Here is a 19,163-nt window from a genome sequence, read left to right as displayed (position 1 = left end):
AGCCCGCGCGGCGCCTGAGCGCAAACTAGAACTTATGCAGCCTGTTCGTTTTCGCCATTCAGCGACTTGGCCAGGTCGAGGAGACGACGGCGCGGACGCTCGGACAGGCGGTAATAGGCCTGGATCAGGTCCAGGGTCTCCTTGCGCGAGAACACTTCGATGCCCTCGTTGTTGACCGCGGCGACTTCGGTCTTCTCGTCGCTCAAACCATCGTAGAAATAGTTGATCGGTGTTTCCAGGGCCTTGGCCAACTGGAACAGACGGGCGGCCGAAATCCGGTTGGCGCCGCATTCATACTTCTGGATCTGCTGGAAGCGGATGCCGACGGCCAGAGCCAGTTGTTGCTGTGTAAGACCAAGCAGACGGCGGCGGCGGCGCAGACGCTTGCCAAGGTGTAAATCGATATCGGTGGCCATGGATGAAAACCCCTGAACGGTTCGTGTTGTGGGCGTCCCAAAGCGGGACGGCTCGCGTTACAGGGTTCAAACCTTATGCCAGAGGGGATTAGGGGCTCGTCGTCTACCTTCGAATGGGGAATAGGCTGAAACGACCTCCTTTATGCTTCTTCGCGCATGGGCCTGACCCAGAGGTAGCGGGGGTTCGTTCCATGACGAACCGGCGAGCCAGGCCGAAGTTCACTGGCGCATCGCGAAGGGGCGAGACCTGTTGTGGTCAGTCGGTCTGCCAAGATATGGCGCCGGAAGTGGTGCCAGAAAACAAAAGTGCCCGCGAAGTCTCTCCGCGGGCACTTTCAACACAGGTTTGAAAAAACTTAAGCTTCGGCGCCGAACGCGGACTGCAGGCGCTGGAACTGGCTGATCACGGCATTAACGGCGACTTCTTCGGCCTCGGCATCGACGAACATGCGCTTGTCCATGTGCGAGATCCGGTCGTACAGCCGGTTCGAGCGGTCGAGCAGGTGCAGCAGGCCCGACGGCAGGACCTGCGGCGAGGCGAAGGCGTCGGCGGCCAGGGGGGCGATGCGGTACTTGTCGTCGCAAGCGTCGGAGGCGTCCATGTCGCCTTCGCGGACGGCACGCTGGACCAGCAGCCACGAGGCGATCTGCATCAGGCGTGTGGTCAGCCGCATGCTTTCACCGGCATAGACCAGGGCGTCTTCACGCGACAGCAGGCGCGAGTCGCGGCGGCCGTCACCGTCGAGATAGGAAGCGGTCTCTTCGACCAGGGCCATGCCTTCCTTGAACGTGCGATCGAACAGATCCGAGGACGCGAAATCCCGCACGACGTGCAGGCGCAGGTTCAGGGTTGGGGCGGTGCTCTCGGACATCTACAAGCCTTATGCTAAACTTTTTGGGTCCGTTCTGACCCGCGGGAACCGTTTTCCGGTGCGTGCCATTGCAAAACCTTCGAAAGGTCGGTCTGCAACGCCTGTGCCATCGCAGTAGGACCCTTTAAGGTTATTAGACGTTAACTACCCTTAAAGGAGAATAAAGCCTGGGCCTCTGACAACCGGTTTTTTTTACTTTCCAGCGTATCGCGCACGCGTTTGACCTCACCTTCCAGCGCGACGATGCGGGCGGCCAGGTCGTCGACGCTGTAGGGGGTCAGATCTTCGCGCACCAAACTCTGCAAGGCCGCGTTCCCAGCCGGGGCAGGCCGCAGCGACAGTGGCAGTTCATCTTCAATCATCGCAACCTCCCGGCCAAACATCTGGACAAGGCGCCGTTTCCGGCCAATGCTCACGTCAGGATGAAACGCCTCTTGGGCGAAGACATCAAGAAAAAAGAATCACCCCAAGGCACTTTGAGGATCACGTCATGAGAGTCATTTCCGTGCGCGGAGACGGCGCCAACCCGTCCGATCTCTTTGTTGATGAGGCGCCCCGCCCCGAAACGGGACCGGGATCTGTCCTGATACGGATCAGTCATGCCGGGGTGAACCGGCCCGACATCCTGCAGCGGCGGGGCCTCTATCCGCCGCCGACGGGCGCCGCCCCCGGCCTGGGGCTGGAGGTTTCGGGCTGGATCGAGGCCATTAATCCTGCTCTGCCGCCGCCCTCAAGCAGCGAAGGGGTAGGGCGACTAAAACTTTCGGATGGTCTAGGCTGGCGGGTGGGCGATGCCGTCTGCGCCCTGGTCAATGGCGGTGGCTATGCCGAATATGTCTCCGTCGATCTGCGCCACCTGCTTCCCATCCCGGCCGGCTGGTCCATGGCGCAAGCCGCGTCCCTGCCGGAGGCGGCGCTCACCGTCTACGCTAACCTGATCGAACACGGGGGATTGCAGGCCGGCGAAACCGTCCTCGTCCATGGCGGCAATTCCGGCATTGGCGCCATGACCATCCAACTGGGCAAGGCCTGGGGCGCTCAGGTTATCGCGACAGCGCGCGGGGCGGACAAGTGTGCCTTTGCGAGCTCACTGGGCGCCGATCTGGTCATCGATACGGCGGCGGATGAGGACTTTGTGGCTGCGGTCAAGACGGCAGGGGGCGCCGATGTCGTGCTTGATATTGTTGCCGGTGACTACGTGCCCAGGAACCTGTTGTGCCTGAACATGAAGGGGCGGATGGTCCAGGTCGGGATGGGCCGGTCGCCGGTGGTAGAGCTGGACCTGCGCCGGGTGATGCAGAAACAGGCCGTCATCACCGGCTCGATGCTGCGGCCACGCTCGGCCGACGAAAAGGCGCGCCTGACTGCCAAGGTGCATGAAAAGATGTGGCCGCTGATCGAGGCCGGTGCGATCAAGCCGGTCCTGGCTGAGGTGTTCGCGTTCGAGGATGCGGGCAAGGCGCATACCTGGATGGAGGAAAGCCATTGCGGCAAGGTCGTTATGCAGGCTTGAACTTCGTTCAATTTTCCTTGAACGTTGTTCACGGTTGTGGTAGGTTTGGCTTGTGATCATGCGAAGGGGCTTTCACATGTCGTATCGGTTTCGTATTGCGCTGTTCGTCGCCATCACCTTCGCCGGCACGTTGACAGCGGGTTATGCACTGGCGACCCATCGGTTTTCGCCCAGCCGTGACGCGGTAGCCTATGCCGTTGACCAGGGCTGCCTGACCTGGCTGCGAGGCGGCGGCCAGGTGGCGGATTATGTCAAACGCCATGCCCGCACGGTCAAACGCAACGGCAAGCCAGCGCAAAAGATCACCGGCCGGGGTGGGGTGACGGTCGAGGAGAATGATCGTGGCGGCTGCTATGTTCGCAGCCCCAGAGGCAAGGGGGCGCAACTGCGCGACCAGGTCTTGAACACCCTGGCCGAAGCCGGTCTGAAGGCCGAACCCTTTGCCGACTACGGCCCGGCCGTGAACCGCCGCAACTGGTCGTTTGTTCAGGAGACCTACTGTTTCCGCATGAACGATGAGGTCTTTACCATGTTGATGTCCAGTTCGGCGACGGGTGACTATGTGCCGTTGCAGGTGACGATGCATAAGGACAAAGACGGCGCGGCGGCCAGATTGGGTCTGTGTCAGGCTTGATCAGGCTTTTTTAAGCAGGAAGAAATTTCGCGCGCTGTAAAAGCCGTCGCTGGCGGGCCAGTCCAGGGCTGCCATACGGGCGTCCAGATCGGGACAGTCGACATTGTCGACCTGGGTCTGGACGGTCAGTTCGTCTTTGAGGCGACTCACAAACACGGACACCCAGTGCAGATCACTGTCGAGGCGCAGGCTGGTCATATAGGCTTTCACCGCGTCGTAATAACCTTCCGCAACATGGGAAGAATGGCCTTCGCTGGCCTTGGTGATGACATTGCCGCAATAAACCTGCCAATCGGCGCCATTGGCGGTCCAGGTCGCGATATCCACCTGATCGGGTTCATGACAGTTCCAGAAGGCCGACAGATAGACATGGAAGGCCCCGATGCAGAATGTATAGACCGCATGGGCATTTGCCGCTTGCAGGTTCTCCCCATAGCCGGCGTAGGAGTCAATCAGGCAGCGCTGGTCCTCCAGCTTAAGCTCGATATCGACCTGACGGCTGACGAAGCCGGGCTTTTCAAGGGCTTCATAGGCGAAAGCTCTTAGCGCCGGAAAAGCGTTGTTGGGGAGAACCCAATGCTCGTAACTGCCGGCCTCGAGACCATGGCTTTCGACCAGTTTGACCAGCAATGGCTGAAGCTCCGCGTACGGATCAGCCGCCTTCGGTCGCCACAGGTTTTTCAGCCAGTCCAACATGGTGTCCCCTCGTGAATCTTAGAGCGCAATCCGATAAAGTGTGACGCACTTTTCGGACAAATTGCGCGACAAGACAAAAACTTAGAGCGAGATGGCGATTCTACCAAAAGCCATCTCGCTATGGCCTACCCATTTCCCTGCAAACTGCCACTCTATTCCGCTCTTCCCTTCCGTGGAAAATCGCTCTATATCATCAACCAATCCTCACGCCCGGCTGCAAAAGCCGGGCGTAGCTATTTCTGGCCCACCAAAAAAAGGAAAAACGACCATGGCCGATATCCTGATGCCCAAGGCGACTGCCGTGTGGCTGGTCGACAATACCTCGCTCTCTTTCGCCCAGATCGCCGACTTCTGCGGCCTGCATCCGCTAGAAGTGAAGGGTATTGCCGATGGCGAGGTGGCGCGCGATATCCGCGGCGCCGATCCGATCGCGAACGGCCAGTTGACCCGCGAAGAGCTGGACCGCGCCGAGGCCAAGGATACCTACCGTATGAAGGCCCAGGTGTCGCGCCATGCCGAACTGCTGAAGCCGGCCAAGAAGGCGCCGCGTTATACGCCGGTGTCGCGCCGTCAGGACCGCCCCGACGCCATTGCCTGGTTCGTCAAGCACCATCCGGAAGTCACCGACGCCCAAATCTCGAAGCTGCTGGGCACAACCAAGTCAACCATCGAGCAGGTGCGCTCGCGCGGTCACTGGAATACCTTGCAAATCAAGCCGGTCGATCCGGTGACGCTCGGCCTGGTGTCGCAAATCGAACTGGACGCCCTGGTCAAGAAGGCCGCCGAAGTCAAGCGCAAGCAAGCCGAGAAGCTGGGCATCCCGCTGGATGATCCGAGCCTTAAGCCCGCCGAGACGGTCCAGCCGGCCTTCGAGGAAGAAGATGACTCGCCCTACGCCAAGAAGGTCGAACTGTCGGTCGAGGACGTCTTCGGCGCCGGTGGCGGCAAGCGTTCGGAACCGGAAGAAGACGAAGACTACTGATCGCCTGCACAGCCCGAATAAGGGGAACCCGTTCGAGCCCGCCGCTGCCGCTGCGTCGCTTGAGCGGAAAGATGAAAGAAAGCCCGCCGGACTTAACCGGCGGGCTTTTTCAGTTCAGGGGGGAAGGAAACAGACAGGCTACGCTTTAATATCGAGGACCCGGCCCAGCATGTCATCCTTCGCCCGGACGACATTGATGCTGGCGTGGAAGGCATTGCGCGAGTCGATCTGCTCGACGAGGTCACTGAGGATGTCGTTGCCACGCGCGGCGTTATTGACCATGCTGGTCGCCGCCTTGTCGAAACGGGCGGACGCGGCGGTGACACCGGATAGGGACGTGGCAAGCAGGGACATGGTACGCGATCCGTCCTGGGGTACTTGAGCGCAATCCGATAAAGTGGATGCCACTTTTCGGAAAAATTGCGCGACAAAACAAAAACTTAGAGCGGGATTTTGATTCCATCAAAAACACATACCGCTCTTGAGGACAGATTACGCGCAAAGCCTTAAGGCCGCTTCGACGGAAAAGGTTAACGGGGTTGGAACGTGATGAGTTTTCATGGCATCAAAACGCATTCCGCTCTAACGCGACCGGCCCCCGCGTTCCCAGTCTCGGCATCAGTTTGGCCCGTTGTAGATTGTCGCCTCTGTCCGGGCGAACAGGCCGGTGATGTTGCCAAGACCGGAGCGGACCAGGATCGGGCCTTCCCACTCACGATAGGTGCGCTCACCCGGCAGGTCGGCATTCCACGATGTGTGCCGGTACCACATAAGCTCGCCGTTCGGCTTGAGGGCCAGGATGACGCCGTTGCCGACGGACACAATCTGGCTGAACTGGGCCCACCCCTCGCCGACGATGCGGCCCGAACCGGCGCGCCACTGGGCTGCACCGTTCTCCACGCCGTGGTGACGGTACCACAAGAGCTCACCATTGGGCCTGACCGCATACAATACCCCTGAGCCGGCATAAATGACCTGCTTGAAGTTGCCCCAGCCATTACCGACCTTCTTTGGCCCACGCCAGGCGCTGGCGGTCATGTCCAGATTGCCGGGTCTCAGTTGCAGGCAGTCGGCCGCCGGTAGCGCCGGACATGCTTCGCCTCGTCCACCGCCAGTGAGAAAATCGGCATAGGCGTACCAGTAGAGATCGCCGTTTTGTTCCAGGCTATAGAACCTGCCGGCCTCGGCGCCGATTATAGCCTTGAGCCCCTTGAAATTGCGGCCGACGCGTACCGGGCCGGCTTTGACGCCATGCTCTTCGACACTCCACCAGTTCAGGTCGCCATCCAGAGAGCGCGTAAGAAATGCGTTTTCCCCGATACTGGCCACGTCGAGGACGTCGTCCCAGTCGCTGGCAACCGTCGCTGGGCCGGAAGTCGGCAGGCCCGGCGAGAGCCGCGCCGATCGGTCCCAGGTGAAAGCTTCCTGTTGCAGGGTTACGGCACTTTGCGACATGACGCCGGAACGGACGACCGGCCGGCCCGTGAGGTAATAGACCGTAAAGGGCTGTTGGCCGTCGGACGGGCGGAAGGGTGCGAGGGCCTGCGATGACGTGTCGGGTGATTCCGCAATGGTGTCGCGGATCGTCTCGACCAGCGGCAGAATCGACTGATCACCGCACCGGGCAAAGGTAGTACGGTCCCAGGCCGCCCAGTCTTTCGTTGCCGGATCGGAAAGCTTGCGGGATTCGGCACAGAAGGCATGGACGCCGGCAAGATAGTACTGGGGGCCGTTCGACATGTCGATGCGGACAAACGAAGGCCCGCCGCTGTCGCCGCCGGCAATGGTCGCCGATGTCATGAACCACTGATGCGACGGACCGGCCGCGGTCAGCGAAGCCTGGACGCGGAACTGGCCGTCGCTTAAGGAAGGCTGTGGCTTGCCGGCGCTGTCGGTAAAGGCCCAACGCGAAATGCCGCGACCGTAAAGATCGACATTGCTTGAGCCTGGAATGCGCTGTCCGAGGCTGCCGTCCCACAGGCGTTGGTACCACTCAGTTTCCACCGCTCCCAAATCGCCGTCGCCCAGATATAGCAAAGCGATATCGTAGCCCGACGCGTCGGTGAAATCGGCGATGCGGGCCGGACTGCTATAGTGGACAATGCGCGTGGGGTGAACCTGCGCGCCCGTCCAGGTGGCGCTGACCGTGACCTTGACCGGCAGGACTGGCGGCAGCTGCAGTTGGCCGGTCGCCGTCTTCCTGCCAATGCAGTGGTGCGCTGTCAGCACCCAATACCGGTTGAGCAGGGTACCGCTGCATCCGCCCGTGCCCTTGGTGTTCTCGGTGATGATGGTCACCAGGCCCAGGCGCTTTTGCTCTTTTTCGGACACGAGCGCCGACGGCTCGGCCGAACCGGTCGTGGAAAACTGCGGAACCATCTGAGGCTGGACGCCGTCATAAAGCTGTTGCCCGTGAGCCGGGGCCTGGCCCAGCAGGGACAGGGCGAGGAGGGCTGGAAGACAGACCATAGAAGCGGCCACAAGAGGAAGACGTCGCATCGGTTGTACCTTTCCGGAGGGAGAGGCGGCAAGCCTAGGCTGTCAGGCCGACTGATAACAGGACGCCGACCTTATGAATCTGTGATGAACGCCTGACTTTTAACCAGCGTCATGGCTTTAGGTATATTACCAACCCTCGATGACCTTGACTCATCGTGGGTTGGCAAGCGCGCCAGCGTACGTTTCTGGGGCGCCCGAGCTTTTGCGAGGAGCCATGGGGGGCGCCTAGTCCGGCGATTGAGCTGAAAAGGTGCGAATACCAAGCATCATTCTTTATGAGGATTGGTATATAGCCGGCGGGACGGCGGGGGCTGCCCCGCCTTGACGTCGTGAGATGGACCACTTACGTTGCCGCTCTCAACCCGGCCGGGCGCGCCGGGCTTTGAGGCAGGGGTGCCGTCATGCAAGACGCGGATACCAGTTCGGCCTTGCCTGTGCGTCTGGCCGTTGAGACGGACTTTCAGCTCGGGCGTTTTCAGGTTCGACCCTCCTCGCGCGAATTCGGGCTGGACGGTGACTTTCGCACCCTTGAGCCCAGGGTCGCCCAAGTGCTGGTTGTTCTGGTCCGGGCGGAGGGCCGCATGGTTTCGCGCGACGAACTGATCGCGCGGTGCTGGGAGGGCCGCATCGTCAGCGAAAGCGCGCTTAACCGGGTGATCTCGCGTATCCGCAAGCTGTCGCAGCTTGATCAGGGTGCGTCTTTCCGGCTTGAGACCATTGCCAAGGTCGGCTACCGCATCCTGGCGCAAGGTGAGCCACCAACCGCTGTGTCGGCGGAAACCTCCGCGCCTTCGCCGGTTGTCACCCTTTCCTTCAACCCCGAACAGCAAGCGGTCTCCCAATCGGGCGTGATGGAGGTCAACCGACGCTGGCTCATCCTGGGGCTGCCCGGCGTAGCGATGGTGGCCGGGCTGGGTGTGGCCTGGGGCTTGCGACCGGACCCAAAAGCCGCTCAGGTTGCCGAACTGCTGGGCCAGGGTGATGTCGCTCGGCGGATGAACATGCCCGACAGCGATCTCCAGGGCGTGGGCTTTCTCGAACAGGCTGTGGCCCTGCAACCAAATAATGCCCTGGCCTGGGGGCGACTGGCCCTGGCGCGCACCGTGGTTTCGCAATATGCCCCGCCCGCCCAGGCGCAGGCTGCGACCGCCGGGGCGCAGGACGCGGCGCGGCGCGCTCTGGCGGTGGATCCGCGTCAAGCCGATGCCATGGCGGCTCTGGCGCTCCTGGCGCCTTACTATGGCGACTGGCGGGCAGCAGAACAGCGTATGAATGCCGTGCTGGCGGTCCACCCCCAACACCTGCCGACACTGGATGCGCGCGATTTTCTTCTTGTCGCCGTCGGCCGTTCAATGGCAGGCGCGCGCAGTCGGCTAAGTTACGGTCCGGGTGCGCCGCTGGATGCGCATCAGCAGATGGGGCTCGTCTTCGCGCACTGGATCCTGGGTCAGGTAGGCGAGGCCGACCGGGTGTGCGACCGTGCCCTGCAGTTGTGGCCCAAACACCCTGGCCTGTGGCTGGTGCGTTTGTGGGTTCGCGCCTTTACCGGTCGGGCCGACCGAGCCGTTGCTTATCTCGAACCGGACGCCGAGCCGCTGCCGAACCTGCCGCCGTGGCTGTTGGGCGTGCTGAAGGTATGCGTCACCGCGTTGGTGTCGCGCCGGCCCGGCGATATCGTCGCCGCCCGTGACGCCATTACAGCCACCCTGACGCGTGGGCCAAGCCAGTCAGTCTTCGCCGTGATGCTTCTGTGCGGGCTAGGTGAGATCGACCGCGCCTTTGACGTCACCGATGCTTATCTGCTGGATCGCGGGGCACTGAAGGCCAGTCTGAACTGGCGACAAGGCCAGCCTTCAGTCAACGATGAGCACCACCGCAAGACCAACATGCTGTTTGTCCCCGTTGCGGCGCCGATGCACAAAGACCCCCGGTTCGCGCACCTGATGGAAGCAATCGGCCTGACCCGATACTGGGACGAGGCCGGCGTCACACCGGATCACCTGGCCTGAACACCGGTGGCCCGCACAGCCCTTAGTGGCAGGCGGTCGTCCCACCGCCTCACGACAAAAGCCCGGCGAGGTTCAATCAAGTCATAAAGCCCAAATTCGACGTCGCGAAGTTGCCAATCCGCGGCAGGATGACCGGCAGTTCCGACTCCGACACGCCGAACCATCGCGCCAGGGTCGCTCCCATCTGGTCCACCGATGCTGTCGGTAGCAGCCGGCCCTGACCGACCTGGTCGTCCGTGTCGACCGAGATCTGCGGCGCCGTGCCGTAGAACCGGCCACCGCGCACCGCCCCGCCAACGACGAAATGGTGCGAGCCCCAGCCATGGTCCGAGCCGTTGCCGTTCGACGACAGGGTGCGGCCAAAGTCCGACGCCGTGAACAGCGTCACCTTGTCAGCCACGCCCAGTTCGACGGTCGCGGCATAGAAGGCGCTGACCGCTTCGTTGACCGCGCTCATCAGGCCGGGATGGTTTTCCATCAGGCCGTCGTGGTTGTCGAACCCGCCGATCGAGACAAAGAAGACCTGGCGTTTGGACCCCAGCGTATTGCGGGCGCCAATCAGTCGCGCCACGACCCTCAGCTGATTGGCCAGGTAGTTGGGCCGTCCGTCCGTGTCGAAAGAGGTTGCCAGAGTGACTGGCGCCAGGGCGTTGTTGACAATCTCTTCCATCGCCATCGACCGAGCAGTGACGCGGGCAAATTCGTTTTCCAGCACATGGCTGCTGGGGCGGGTAATCAGGTTCCTCAGGGTCGACGATACCTGGCCGGACCCGAAGGCCCAGCCCTTGGCCGGCCAGATCGGAATCGCGCCGTCGGGGCTGATCTGGTACTGCAGCGTGTCCTGGCCCGAGACGAAGACGGCATTGCCGGCAGCGGAGATACAGGTGAGCAGGCTGTTGGTATTGGACGAGAGGGCCAGGTCGCCGATGCGGCCGCCCCAGCCACGCGTGGCGCCTTCCGAACCCAGGGCCTGCCACACCGACTGCTGGTCGTTGTGCGAGAACAGTTTGGGTGGCAGCGGCACGCCGTTGCTCAGGAACTGGGCCTTGGTCGTCGGTACGACCAGCGGACCGATATTGAGCTGAATCGCTGCCTTGCCGGCGTGGAACAGCGAGGCCAGACCCGGCAGGTTCGGGTTGAGCGCGAACTGCATGTTGTCGGTCAGGGTCTGGGCCACGACCGGCGTCAAGGCCGTCGGGGTCAGTTCGGCATGACCGTAAGCGATATTGCCGCGCAGGCGCCCGGGACTGCCGCCGCGCAAGCTCGCATAGCGGTCGTAGTTGGGCAGGTCGTAGGGCACGACCGTATTGGCGTAGTCGTTGCCGCCGAACATGAAGAGGCAGACGATGGCCTTGTAATCGGTAGCGTCGAAAGCGGCCGCTTCACCGGCTGCGGCCAGGTTCAGCGCCATGGGGGCGGCAACGCCCATGGCCGAGAGGGCCAGGGAGCGTTGCAGGAAGGCGCGGCGGTTCAGATCCGGGATGTTGTTCTTGTACATGGGACGCCTTACTTCTGAACGATGTATTCGGGACAGGCCATGACCATGAGAAGGGCGCCATGGATGCGGTCCATCTTCTGGACATCGGTCGAGGCCGCGGTCACGGGGTTGGCGTCAAGGGCGGTCTGCATCAGGGTGATGGTCGCCGGTGAAATCTGGTTGGCGGTAAAGCGCAGGTTCAACCAGTCGAGCAGGGCTTTGGAGTCCGCGACGATAGCCAGGAGGGCGCTGTAGTTCGGCTTGACGTCGTTGTAGCCGTTGGCAATCGACCACGCCAGAAAGTTGATATAGCCGGCCGTGGAGGTTTCATTGTGGATCTGGAATTCCGGCGCCACGTCGCCATCCGTGGCGAACTGCGTCTGGGGCGGCACATAGCCGGGCCGGAAGAAGTTGAACACCGACGGTGCCCGCAAGGCGCTTTGGCCCAGGCCGGTATCGGCGTTGGAAGTGTCGTAAATCTCCCACTTGCCGGTCGCCGAGCTGACGTTGAAGGTACGTGCCCATTGCGACCACCGAATGATCGGCTCGCGCAGCTTGCCGGCGCGCGGTGAGGTTGGCAGGGTGCGCGCTTCGGTATCGGTGAGAATGGCTTTCCAAACGGCCTTCAGATCGCCGCGGACGCCCGTGCCATTATTGTTAAACGCTGTGGCGACACGCTGGATGTAGGCCGGCGACGGGTTGGAGGTGACCAGGCGCTGAATCATCTGGCGGGCAAAGAAAGGCCCGACATTGGGGTGATTGAACAGGGTGTCGAGCGCCGTCTTCAGCGCGGCGTCGGGCGCAGCATTGGCAGGAACGGTCACCCCGAGGAAGGTCGCCGCCAGCGTCGAATGCTTGTTGATATCCACACTCATGCGGTCGCGGGTAAACTCGGTGGTCGGAATCGCGTAGGGCAGGAAGGCCGTATTCTGCCAGGTGACGCGGCTGTAGTTCCAGTCATAGCCGGTGAAGACCCTTGCCAGATTGGTGATGTCTGACTGGACATAGGTTTCGAGGGGCTGGCCGGCGCTATTGGTTTTCACCGTGCCGTCGAGATTGAGCTCATACAGGCCGATGGTGAACAGCTGCATGATTTCGCGGGCATAGTTTTCGTCCGGGACGCGGCCCGTCGCTGTATCTTCCTTCTGGTTGCCCTTGGTATTGAGGAAGAAGCCCATGGACGGGTTCAGCGTGACTTCCTCGATCAGGGTGCGGAAATTGCCGAACACATTGGCTGTCAGCATGTCCCAGTAGCCGGCGATGACATAGGGTGGCCAGAAACCGTCGATCGGCGACAGCGAGGTCACCATCATTTCCGACAGGGCCAGGGCCAGGCGTTTGCGCACCTGGTCTGAGCCGGTCATCATCATCCGCCAGGCCATCCAGTCGCCCATGACCGGATTGAAGTAGTTACCGTCGGACTTGGGTGTCCCGTGGGTCTGGCTGTCCAGCCACGCTGTGCCGGTCTGACTGGGTGCGGCGGCGAACTGCGAGTCGAGCCAGCCGCTGTAGGTTTGTTGACGCACAGCCGTGATATCATCGGGGGTCAGCGAGAACTGGGCCTGAAGCAGGAAGCGGGCGGCTTCGGTTTCGGTATAGTTCAGGACAGGCGGGGGCGGGGGGGGGTGGCGAGGTGCTTCCGCCGCCGCCGCCGCCGCAGGCGGCCAGGGCAAGCGACAGAGCGCCCACCAGACCAAGACCCGCGGCAGAAGGGAGGCTGTTGGCGTGACTTGCTGACTCTGTCTGGACCTGCGGACGCACCTCGTCCATGGATCCCGATACCTCTTCTCGCATTCGCAACACCCCTAAATTCTTATTTTGGTTTAAAGTAACACAAAGAAATCGTAAGGGAAGGGGGGGACAGGAAATTGGTGCCGCAGCGGAAATCTATTAGTTATGAAGCGGTTAGGTCGGCGCTCAAGTTGAGATTGCGAGGATGCACGTCATCTCTCTATTACCTCTCCCCTCGTGAGGAGCGGCGAGCCTGCGGGGCTCCTTCTTATACCTCCCCGCGTTCTTCACGCGGGGAGGGGGACCATGAGCAAGCGTAACGCAGTGAAGCGCTGCGAAATGGTGGTGGGGCGACTTTCTTTCGCAAACGCCATTGAAAAACCGTTGCGACATGACCTCACTTCCTTCTCCTCCCTATCTTTGATGGGGAGGTGGCGAGCGAGCGGAGGCCCCTTATGGGCCGAAGCAAGTCGAGACGGAGGGGTCCTCTTAGCCGTCAACGCCCGTCGGTATGGCCGCACGCATTCCTTCTCGCTATGACACGCCACATGACTCTGCAAACCCTGCAACAACTTCGCTCCGGAGCCCTTCAAGGCGCCACCCGTCTGAAACTATGCGAAGACCTAACGACCTTCCCGGACGAAATCTTCGACCTGGCCGACACGCTGGAAATCCTCGACCTGGGCGGCAACAATCTCACCTCTCTGCCCCACGACCTCCCACGCCTGCGCCGCCTGCGCGTCCTGTTCGGCTCCGGCAACCGCTTCACCGTCCTCCCCGAACCCCTTGGCAACCTGCCCGAACTGGAGATGATCGGCTTCCGCGGCTCAACCCTGACCGAAGTTCCCGCCGCCGCCTTGGCCCCAAACCTCCGCTGCCTGATCCTGACCGACAACCACCTCAGGACCATCCCACACCACATCGGCACCCGCGATCGCCTGCAAAAGCTGATGCTGACGGGCAACCGCCTCACCACCTTGCCACAAACCCTGACGCAATGCCGCCGGCTCGAACTGCTGCGCATCGCCGCCAACGACTTCACCACCCTGCCAACACACCTGCTCGACCTGCCGCGCCTGTCGTGGCTGGCCTGCGCCGGCAATCCCTTCACAGCCACAGCCGAAGCGGACAGCCTCTCCCGCTCGCCATCCCTGGCCTGGAGCGACATCGAATTGGGCGCAAGGCTGGGCGAGGGCGCCTCAGGCCATATTCATCAGGCGCGCCACGCCGGCCACGACGTCGCGGTCAAACTTTTCAAAAACGCCATGACCAGCGACGGCCTGCCGCGGAGCGAAATGGCCGCCGGCCTCGCAGCGGGACACCATCCCAACCTGCTGCCGGTCGTCGGCCGCTTGACCGGTCACCCGGACGGCCGCGACGGCACCGTCATGCCACTTCTGGAGTCGCGCTTTCGCCCCCTGGCCGCCCCACCCAGCTTCGACAGCTGCACGCGCGACGTCTATGCCGCCGATGCCGCGCTCGATGCTACCTCCGTCATGTCGATTGCCCTGGGCGTAGCCGAGGCCGCCGCCCACCTGCACGCCCGCGGCATCCTGAACGGCGACCTCTACGCCCACAACATTCTGTATGACGGCCACCATACTTGGCTCAGCGACCTGGGCGCAGCCTCCCTCTATGACACCGCCGCGCCCCAGGCCCGGGCCGTGCAAAGCCTGGACATCCGCGCCTTCGGCTGTCTGCTGGAAGAACTGGCGACCATCTGCGACGACCCACTGCCGCGCGCCTACCACGACCTTACGACCACCTGCCTAAGCGAGGACAGCCGCGACCGGCCCCTATTCAGCGATGCCATTCGCGCGCTTGTTTAAGATCGCAGACTTGCAGCGAGCGCGTTTTTGTAAAGCAGCTATGCCCTTCGCGCCTCGCCGTTCTCATCTGTATTCGAAGAAAATTTGGTCGATTTTACCAGTTAACGCCAAAAGTGGAAAACTGCAGACTCACTTCCAGGGGGGCGAGAAGCTCAGAACGCGTTGCAGACGGGATAGGCGAATTTCAGGATGTCATCGGCCTTGAGCGCGAATACAATGAATGCGGCCGCCGACAGGCTTAGTCCCAGCCAGTTTCGATTGCGCCAGGCGAACCTGATGGCAAAGAATATCCAGATAACCATCACGGCGAAGAAGGCCGCGTAAACGGCCGCAGGCTGCTCGTGCATAAATGTGAAATCGCGGTCCGACGGTTCAAGGGCGTTTCTGATAACGCATACAAAAGTCATCCCGATGGACGACAGAAATCCCGTCACAATCAAGACAACGCCTTTAACGATCAACCAGACCGTTGCGCGGTTTCGCTTTACCTCAAGTTCGGAAGTCATGACCCTACCCTAGGAGAGTACCGTGCGCGCAATTGTTGACGAGGTCAACAGCCTTGCACTTGGATCGCATTCGCTTGTCACCCGTCCATAAATCTCTACCGATGCCGAATGCTCCTGCCGGCTCAGCGATCTCCAAACAGTATCGCCTCATAGTCCTGCGAACCATGCAGGATCGCATCAATAACCACACGATCGTCCTCGACCGTGTAGATGATGAGATAGGCCCGGTAGGGTTTTCGGCGATGGCCGTAGGCCTCGTAGCGCGGGATGAGCGGGAAAGCTTTCGGATATTCGGCCAGCGCAAGTGCTGCGTCACGCAGTTCGCGTGTGAAGCTGATCGCTCTTCGGGGATTGTCCTTGGCGATATAGTCGCCGATCTCTTCCAGCCCGGCCTCGGCGTCCTACGAGAAGAAGACCCTCACAGGTCCCCGCGCTCTTCGGCCATCCGCGAATACTCGGCTTCCAGGCGATCGAACACCTGTTCTGCCGGTTTGACTCGACCGGCCTTGACGTCGGCGCGGCTGCGTTCCAACCGGGTGTCCAGCGACGCCAGACGGCGCTCCCGCTCTTCGATGATGCGCAGACCTTCACGCACCAATTCGCTCGTGTTGTTGTAGCGTCCGCTTTGCACCATTTGCGCCGCGAAGTTCTCAAAATGCGCACCCAGATAAACGGACGTAGCCATAACCAACCTCACCTATACGAATATTTCGTACATCGACGCCCGCCGAAAGGCAATTACCTTGGGCGTGGCAAAGGCCGCCGCCCATCTCCGCCCGCGCACTCTGGTTGAGCAAATCTTGTTGCGTTAGACCTCGCTCGTGGTCTGCCCTGGCGGAGTTAAAGGGTAGACCTTTCGGGTACGGTGTTCACCTGCTAAGCTCGTCGTCATGACGCGGCTGACAGGCTCAACTTCGTATTTTGTAGAGGCGCCTGGTCCCTCCAGCGCCGTGATCGAGTGGTTTCGGAACTTGCCCGAACCGCCGGAAGAGACATCGACGGAATACGGATTTGTGCTGTATTTTCGCAGCTTCGGTCCTCTCGTTTATAATGAAAAGGCCGCCATTGACGTTTCGCGGTCGCCGGTCGTGACCATTGTCTTGCCGACGCTGTGTCGCGAAATACTTTGGACGGTAGGTGAAGTTCATTTTCTGCCCACCCTGTCATTGCCCGAAGGTAAGCGCCTTCAAAGAATCGTTCGCGCGTTTGCCAAATGGCTGAAAGGCAAGGAAAAGATTTACGATCAGTCGCCGAAAGTGGTGAGCCTTCTCGCGTATTACATTGAGGGTACAGCTCGGAATCGCGGCGACATCTACGCGCTCCCCAGCGGTCTCGAACACCTGGAGCGCGGTGGCTACGTCATAAGCCACAGAGAAAGTGAATTCGTCGTGGACCGGGTTTGCCGGCAACTCCTACTAAGGGGCATCAACTGCGGTCCTGCCGACAATTTACGGTGACACCTTGTAGAATGGCGGTTCCGCTTCGGGCTACGCCCGGCGCTCGCGCCGCATTTCCTCCCTGTATGCCACAAAAAAGGGCCGCCGAAGCGACCCTTTTCCTGAAGCTTAAATCCGCCCCTTAACTCCGAAGAACCGCCCCGGCCTTTTGGGCCGCGGCGATGACTTTCTGCGACAGGGCATCGATTTCCGGCTCGGTTAGCGTCTTGTCGGTCGGGGTCAGCACCACCTCGACGGCCAGAGACTTGTGACCATCGGGCACGCCCTGGCCGGTATAAACGTCGAACACCCGGGCATCGCCAATCAGCGCCTTGTCGGCGCCCTTGATGGCGCGGACCAGATCGCCGGCGGCCGCCGTATCGGCCAACAGGAAGGCGAAGTCGCGCGTCAGCGGCATCAGCGACGATAGCGTCAGAGCCCCGCGCGACTTGCCGGACTTGGCCTTGCCGACCGGCAGGTTGTCGACGCGGATCTCGAACCCGACATAGGCCCCGTCCAGATCCATCGCCTTCAACACGGCCGGATGCAGTTCACCGAACTCGGCTATCACCTGCTTGGGGCCCAGTTGCAGCCGCGCCGAACGGCCCGGATGCCAGTGGGCGGCATTACTGCCCTGGACCAGGGATAGCGACGCCACCGGCACACCCACCGTTTCCAGCAGCGACAGCAGGTCACCCTTCAGCGCGAACAGATTGTCCTCGCGGGCATTGGTCCAGTGCCGCGCCTTGTCCGGCGCGCGCAGTGCGGCAATGACCGGCTTCTGGTCGCCGGGCTCCAGGCCGAAATAGACCGGCCCGATCTCGAACAGTTGCACGCCATACTGGCCGCGCGCGGCGTTACGGCCGGCGGCTTCCAGCAGGTTCGGTAACACCGCCGGACGCATGCAGTTCAGCTCCGAGGCGATCGGATTGGCCAGCACCAGCGCATCGGCGCCACCGCCAAACAGGGCGGCCCAGTCCTGGCGCATGAACGACCAGGTCACCGCCTCGCTGTAGCCCAAAGCGGCCAGAGCGCGACGGGCGGCGCGGGCCTTGGCCTGCTGCGCCGTCAGAACGCCACCGGGACGCGGCGCGATCGTCGGCAGCGGCGTCGCTGGCAGCTTGTCGAAGCCGTAGATGCGGGCGATTTCCTCGACCAGGTCGGCCTTGCCGTCCACATCGCGGCGCCATGACGGCACCGACACCGTGCCATCGGCGGCCACACCAAAGCCCAGGGCCGTCAGAATCTTCGTAATCTCGTCGGCCGGGACATCAAGGCCGGTCAGCCTTTTGACATAGGCTGGATCGAAAGCCACGTCGGGCCGGCGCGCCGGCGCTTCACCCGCCACCACGAGCTCGGACGGCTCACCGCCGCACAGGTCCAGGATCAGCTTTGTCGCCAGTTCCAGGCCTGGCACCGCCGACTCCGGATCGACACCACGCGCGAAACGGTACTGCGCATCCGAGAACAGGCTCAAGGTCCGGCCGGTCTGCGCCGTGCGGATCGGGTCAAACCAGGCGCTTTCGACGAAGACATCCGTGGTGGTCTCATCGACCTTGGTCGACTCGCCGCCCATGACCCCAGCCAGGCCGATCACGCCGGACGAATCCATGATGGCGCACATCTCGCCGTTCAGCGCGTAGGTCTTGCCGTCCAGCGCCTCCAGGTGCTCCCCATCCGGCGCCAGACCGGCGACGATGACCGAACCGCTCAGCTTGCTCAGGTCATAGACGTGCAGCGGCCGCGCGCGGTCGAACGACAGGTAGTTGGTGATGTCGACCAGGGCCGAGATCGGCTTCAACCCGATCGACTTCAGCTTGGCCTGCAGCCACGCCGGCGACGGGCCGTTCTTGACGCCGCGGATGACCCGGCCGGCGAACACCTGACAGGCCTCGCCATCGACCTTGATCGCCACCGGGCAGGCGAACTGGCCCGGCACGGCGGTGATCGCTGTGTCCTTGAACGTGCCAAGACCGGTGGCCGCCAGGTCGCGGGCGATGCCGTGCACCCCCAGCCAGTCGGGACGGTTGGGCGTCACTTCGAAGTCGATCACCGGCTCAGCGCCGAAAACCACGGCGGCCGGCGTCCCGACGTCCAGATCTCCGGAAAGGTCGAGAATACCGTCGTGGTCGTCGCCCAGCTCCAGCTCGGCGGCCGAGCACATCATGCCGTTGGAGGTGACGCCGCGGACCGGCTTTTCGACCAGGGTGACCCCCAGGCCCGGTACGTAAGCGCCGATCGGGGCATAGATGGTGGTCATGCCGGCGCGGGCATTGGGGGCGCCGCAGACGATCTCCTTGCGGCCGTCGATGGTATCGACCTGCAGCACCTGAAGCTTGTCGGCATTGGGGTGGCGGGCGGCTTCGACGACCCTGGCGACGCTGAACACTTTCAGCGCTTTGGACGGATCGTGGATGTCCTCGACCTCCAGCCCGGCCATGGTCATGGCGGCGGCAACGGCGTCGATATCGGCCGTGGTGTCGAGATGGTCTTTAAGCCAGGAGAGCGAGAATTTCATGGTGTGAACTTTGGGTTCGGAATGGTTCGTAAAAGCGGGAAGGGA

18 protein-coding genes are annotated in these 19,163 nt (G+C 62.0%); 6 read left to right on the top strand and 12 right to left on the bottom strand.

Translation table 11 applies throughout. The features are described from left to right. Nucleotides 1–32: 32 nt before the first annotated feature. The 3 genes from ABAC402_RS33900 to ABAC402_RS33890 form a co-directional block, all read right to left on the bottom strand. Nucleotides 33–416, bottom strand: a complete 384-nt coding sequence (locus ABAC402_RS33900; protein WP_023450295.1) for a helix-turn-helix domain-containing protein — start codon at nt 414–416, stop codon at nt 33–35. 356 nt (nt 417–772) lie between these two features. Next, nucleotides 773–1,288, bottom strand: coding sequence for a DUF1465 family protein (locus tag ABAC402_RS33895; protein ID WP_023450294.1), 516 nt, complete (start codon nt 1,286–1,288; stop codon nt 773–775). Nucleotides 1,289–1,428: 140 nt separating this feature from the next. Then, nucleotides 1,429–1,650: a DUF1192 domain-containing protein gene (locus tag ABAC402_RS33890; protein WP_040410000.1), complete on the bottom strand. Its 222-nt coding sequence runs from the start codon at nt 1,648–1,650 to the stop codon at nt 1,429–1,431. A 128-nt stretch (nt 1,651–1,778) separates the two neighbouring features. Between ABAC402_RS33890 and ABAC402_RS33885 the strand changes: the two genes are divergently transcribed. Further along, nucleotides 1,779–2,801 carry an NAD(P)H-quinone oxidoreductase gene (locus tag ABAC402_RS33885; protein WP_023450292.1) on the top strand — a complete coding sequence of 341 codons (1,023 nt, stop codon included), beginning with the start codon at nt 1,779–1,781 and terminating at the stop codon, nt 2,799–2,801. A gap of 76 nt (nt 2,802–2,877) precedes the next feature. Next, nucleotides 2,878–3,435 (top strand): hypothetical protein, encoded by a 558-nt coding sequence (locus ABAC402_RS33880; RefSeq protein ID WP_023450291.1) that lies wholly within the window; start codon nt 2,878–2,880, stop codon nt 3,433–3,435. Here the strand turns inward: ABAC402_RS33880 and ABAC402_RS33875 are convergent, their stop codons facing one another. Next, entirely contained in the window at nt 3,436–4,131 is a 696-nt protein-coding gene (locus ABAC402_RS33875; RefSeq protein WP_023450290.1) for a DUF6348 family protein, read from the bottom strand. Nucleotides 4,132–4,399: 268 nt separating this feature from the next. Between ABAC402_RS33875 and ABAC402_RS33870 the strand changes: the two genes are divergently transcribed. Then, entirely contained in the window at nt 4,400–5,113 is a 714-nt protein-coding gene (locus ABAC402_RS33870) for a DUF1013 domain-containing protein (RefSeq protein WP_023450289.1), read from the top strand. A 138-nt stretch (nt 5,114–5,251) separates the two neighbouring features. Here the strand turns inward: ABAC402_RS33870 and ABAC402_RS33865 are convergent, their stop codons facing one another. Both ABAC402_RS33865 and ABAC402_RS33860 read right to left on the bottom strand, forming a co-directional pair. After that, nucleotides 5,252–5,467, bottom strand: a complete 216-nt coding sequence (locus tag ABAC402_RS33865) for a hypothetical protein (RefSeq protein WP_023450288.1) — start codon at nt 5,465–5,467, stop codon at nt 5,252–5,254. A gap of 264 nt (nt 5,468–5,731) precedes the next feature. Continuing rightward, nucleotides 5,732–7,612, bottom strand: coding sequence for a tachylectin-related carbohydrate-binding protein (locus ABAC402_RS33860; RefSeq protein WP_082179987.1), 1,881 nt, complete (start codon nt 7,610–7,612; stop codon nt 5,732–5,734). A gap of 401 nt (nt 7,613–8,013) precedes the next feature. Here ABAC402_RS33860 and ABAC402_RS33855 point away from each other — a divergent pair, with 401 nt between their 5' ends. After that, nucleotides 8,014–9,621: a winged helix-turn-helix domain-containing protein gene (locus tag ABAC402_RS33855; RefSeq protein ID WP_023450286.1), complete on the top strand. Its 1,608-nt coding sequence runs from the start codon at nt 8,014–8,016 to the stop codon at nt 9,619–9,621. 76 nt (nt 9,622–9,697) lie between these two features. Here ABAC402_RS33855 and ABAC402_RS33850 read toward each other — a convergent pair whose 3' ends face one another. Together ABAC402_RS33850 and ABAC402_RS33845 are read right to left on the bottom strand one after the other, a co-directional pair. Beyond that, the gene (locus tag ABAC402_RS33850) at nt 9,698–11,119 is read right to left on the bottom strand and encodes a DUF1501 domain-containing protein (RefSeq protein WP_023450285.1); all 1,422 of its coding nucleotides are present in this window, start codon (nt 11,117–11,119) and stop codon (nt 9,698–9,700) included. A gap of 8 nt (nt 11,120–11,127) precedes the next feature. Next, entirely contained in the window at nt 11,128–12,771 is a 1,644-nt protein-coding gene (locus ABAC402_RS33845; RefSeq protein WP_023450284.1) for a DUF1800 family protein, read from the bottom strand. 606 nt (nt 12,772–13,377) lie between these two features. On the opposite strand from ABAC402_RS33845, the gene ABAC402_RS33840 reads away from it, so the two are divergent. Next, a complete protein-coding gene (locus tag ABAC402_RS33840; protein WP_023450283.1) occupies nt 13,378–14,658 on the top strand; it encodes a leucine-rich repeat-containing protein kinase family protein in 1,281 nt (426 codons plus the stop codon). A 152-nt stretch (nt 14,659–14,810) separates the two neighbouring features. Here ABAC402_RS33840 and ABAC402_RS33835 read toward each other — a convergent pair whose 3' ends face one another. The 3 genes from ABAC402_RS33835 to ABAC402_RS33830 form a co-directional block, all read right to left on the bottom strand. Beyond that, nucleotides 14,811–15,164 (bottom strand): hypothetical protein, encoded by a 354-nt coding sequence (locus ABAC402_RS33835; protein ID WP_023450282.1) that lies wholly within the window; start codon nt 15,162–15,164, stop codon nt 14,811–14,813. Between the two features lie 122 nt (nt 15,165–15,286). After that, nucleotides 15,287–15,550 (bottom strand): type II toxin-antitoxin system RelE/ParE family toxin, encoded by a 264-nt coding sequence (locus ABAC402_RS41255; RefSeq protein ID WP_164468480.1) that lies wholly within the window; start codon nt 15,548–15,550, stop codon nt 15,287–15,289. 32 nt (nt 15,551–15,582) lie between these two features. Beyond that, complete coding sequence (locus ABAC402_RS33830) at nt 15,583–15,849, bottom strand: type II toxin-antitoxin system ParD family antitoxin (protein WP_023450281.1); 267 nt, start codon at nt 15,847–15,849, stop codon at nt 15,583–15,585. Between the two features lie 205 nt (nt 15,850–16,054). Here ABAC402_RS33830 and ABAC402_RS33825 point away from each other — a divergent pair, with 205 nt between their 5' ends. Next, complete coding sequence (locus tag ABAC402_RS33825; RefSeq protein ID WP_023450280.1) at nt 16,055–16,621, top strand: hypothetical protein; 567 nt, start codon at nt 16,055–16,057, stop codon at nt 16,619–16,621. Nucleotides 16,622–16,742: 121 nt separating this feature from the next. On the opposite strand, the gene pheT is transcribed toward ABAC402_RS33825, so the two are convergent. After that, a complete protein-coding gene (gene pheT / locus ABAC402_RS33820) occupies nt 16,743–19,118 on the bottom strand; it encodes a phenylalanine--tRNA ligase subunit beta (protein ID WP_023450279.1) in 2,376 nt (791 codons plus the stop codon). Nucleotides 19,119–19,163 lie beyond the last annotated feature (45 nt).

Origin of the sequence: Asticcacaulis sp. AC402 (assembly GCF_000495835.1) — a bacterium.
GTDB lineage: Bacteria > Pseudomonadota > Alphaproteobacteria > Caulobacterales > Caulobacteraceae > Asticcacaulis.
The sequence above is the reverse complement of the archived record's forward strand: the minus strand, read 5'-3'. Positions and strand labels throughout refer to the sequence as shown.

Excerpts from the sequence above, each read along its gene's own strand:
- ABAC402_RS33900 (WP_023450295.1), bottom strand. The coding sequence starts at position 416 with ATGGCCACCGATATCGATTTACACCTTGGCAAGCGTCTGCGCCGCCGC.
- ABAC402_RS33895 (WP_023450294.1), bottom strand. The coding sequence starts at position 1,288 with ATGTCCGAGAGCACCGCCCCAACCCTGAACCTGCGCCTGCACGTCGTG.
- ABAC402_RS33890 (WP_040410000.1), bottom strand. The coding sequence starts at position 1,650 with ATGATTGAAGATGAACTGCCACTGTCGCTGCGGCCTGCCCCGGCTGGG.
- ABAC402_RS33885 (WP_023450292.1), top strand. The coding sequence starts at position 1,779 with ATGAGAGTCATTTCCGTGCGCGGAGACGGCGCCAACCCGTCCGATCTC.
- ABAC402_RS33880 (WP_023450291.1), top strand. The coding sequence starts at position 2,878 with ATGTCGTATCGGTTTCGTATTGCGCTGTTCGTCGCCATCACCTTCGCC.
- ABAC402_RS33875 (WP_023450290.1), bottom strand. The coding sequence starts at position 4,131 with ATGTTGGACTGGCTGAAAAACCTGTGGCGACCGAAGGCGGCTGATCCG.
- ABAC402_RS33870 (WP_023450289.1), top strand. The coding sequence starts at position 4,400 with ATGGCCGATATCCTGATGCCCAAGGCGACTGCCGTGTGGCTGGTCGAC.
- ABAC402_RS33865 (WP_023450288.1), bottom strand. The coding sequence starts at position 5,467 with ATGTCCCTGCTTGCCACGTCCCTATCCGGTGTCACCGCCGCGTCCGCC.
- ABAC402_RS33860 (WP_082179987.1), bottom strand. The coding sequence starts at position 7,612 with ATGCGACGTCTTCCTCTTGTGGCCGCTTCTATGGTCTGTCTTCCAGCC.
- ABAC402_RS33855 (WP_023450286.1), top strand. The coding sequence starts at position 8,014 with ATGCAAGACGCGGATACCAGTTCGGCCTTGCCTGTGCGTCTGGCCGTT.
- ABAC402_RS33850 (WP_023450285.1), bottom strand. The coding sequence starts at position 11,119 with ATGTACAAGAACAACATCCCGGATCTGAACCGCCGCGCCTTCCTGCAA.
- ABAC402_RS33840 (WP_023450283.1), top strand. The coding sequence starts at position 13,378 with ATGACTCTGCAAACCCTGCAACAACTTCGCTCCGGAGCCCTTCAAGGC.
- ABAC402_RS33835 (WP_023450282.1), bottom strand. The coding sequence starts at position 15,164 with ATGACTTCCGAACTTGAGGTAAAGCGAAACCGCGCAACGGTCTGGTTG.
- ABAC402_RS33830 (WP_023450281.1), bottom strand. The coding sequence starts at position 15,849 with ATGGCTACGTCCGTTTATCTGGGTGCGCATTTTGAGAACTTCGCGGCG.
- ABAC402_RS33825 (WP_023450280.1), top strand. The coding sequence starts at position 16,055 with ATGACGCGGCTGACAGGCTCAACTTCGTATTTTGTAGAGGCGCCTGGT.
- pheT (WP_023450279.1), bottom strand. The coding sequence starts at position 19,118 with ATGAAATTCTCGCTCTCCTGGCTTAAAGACCATCTCGACACCACGGCC.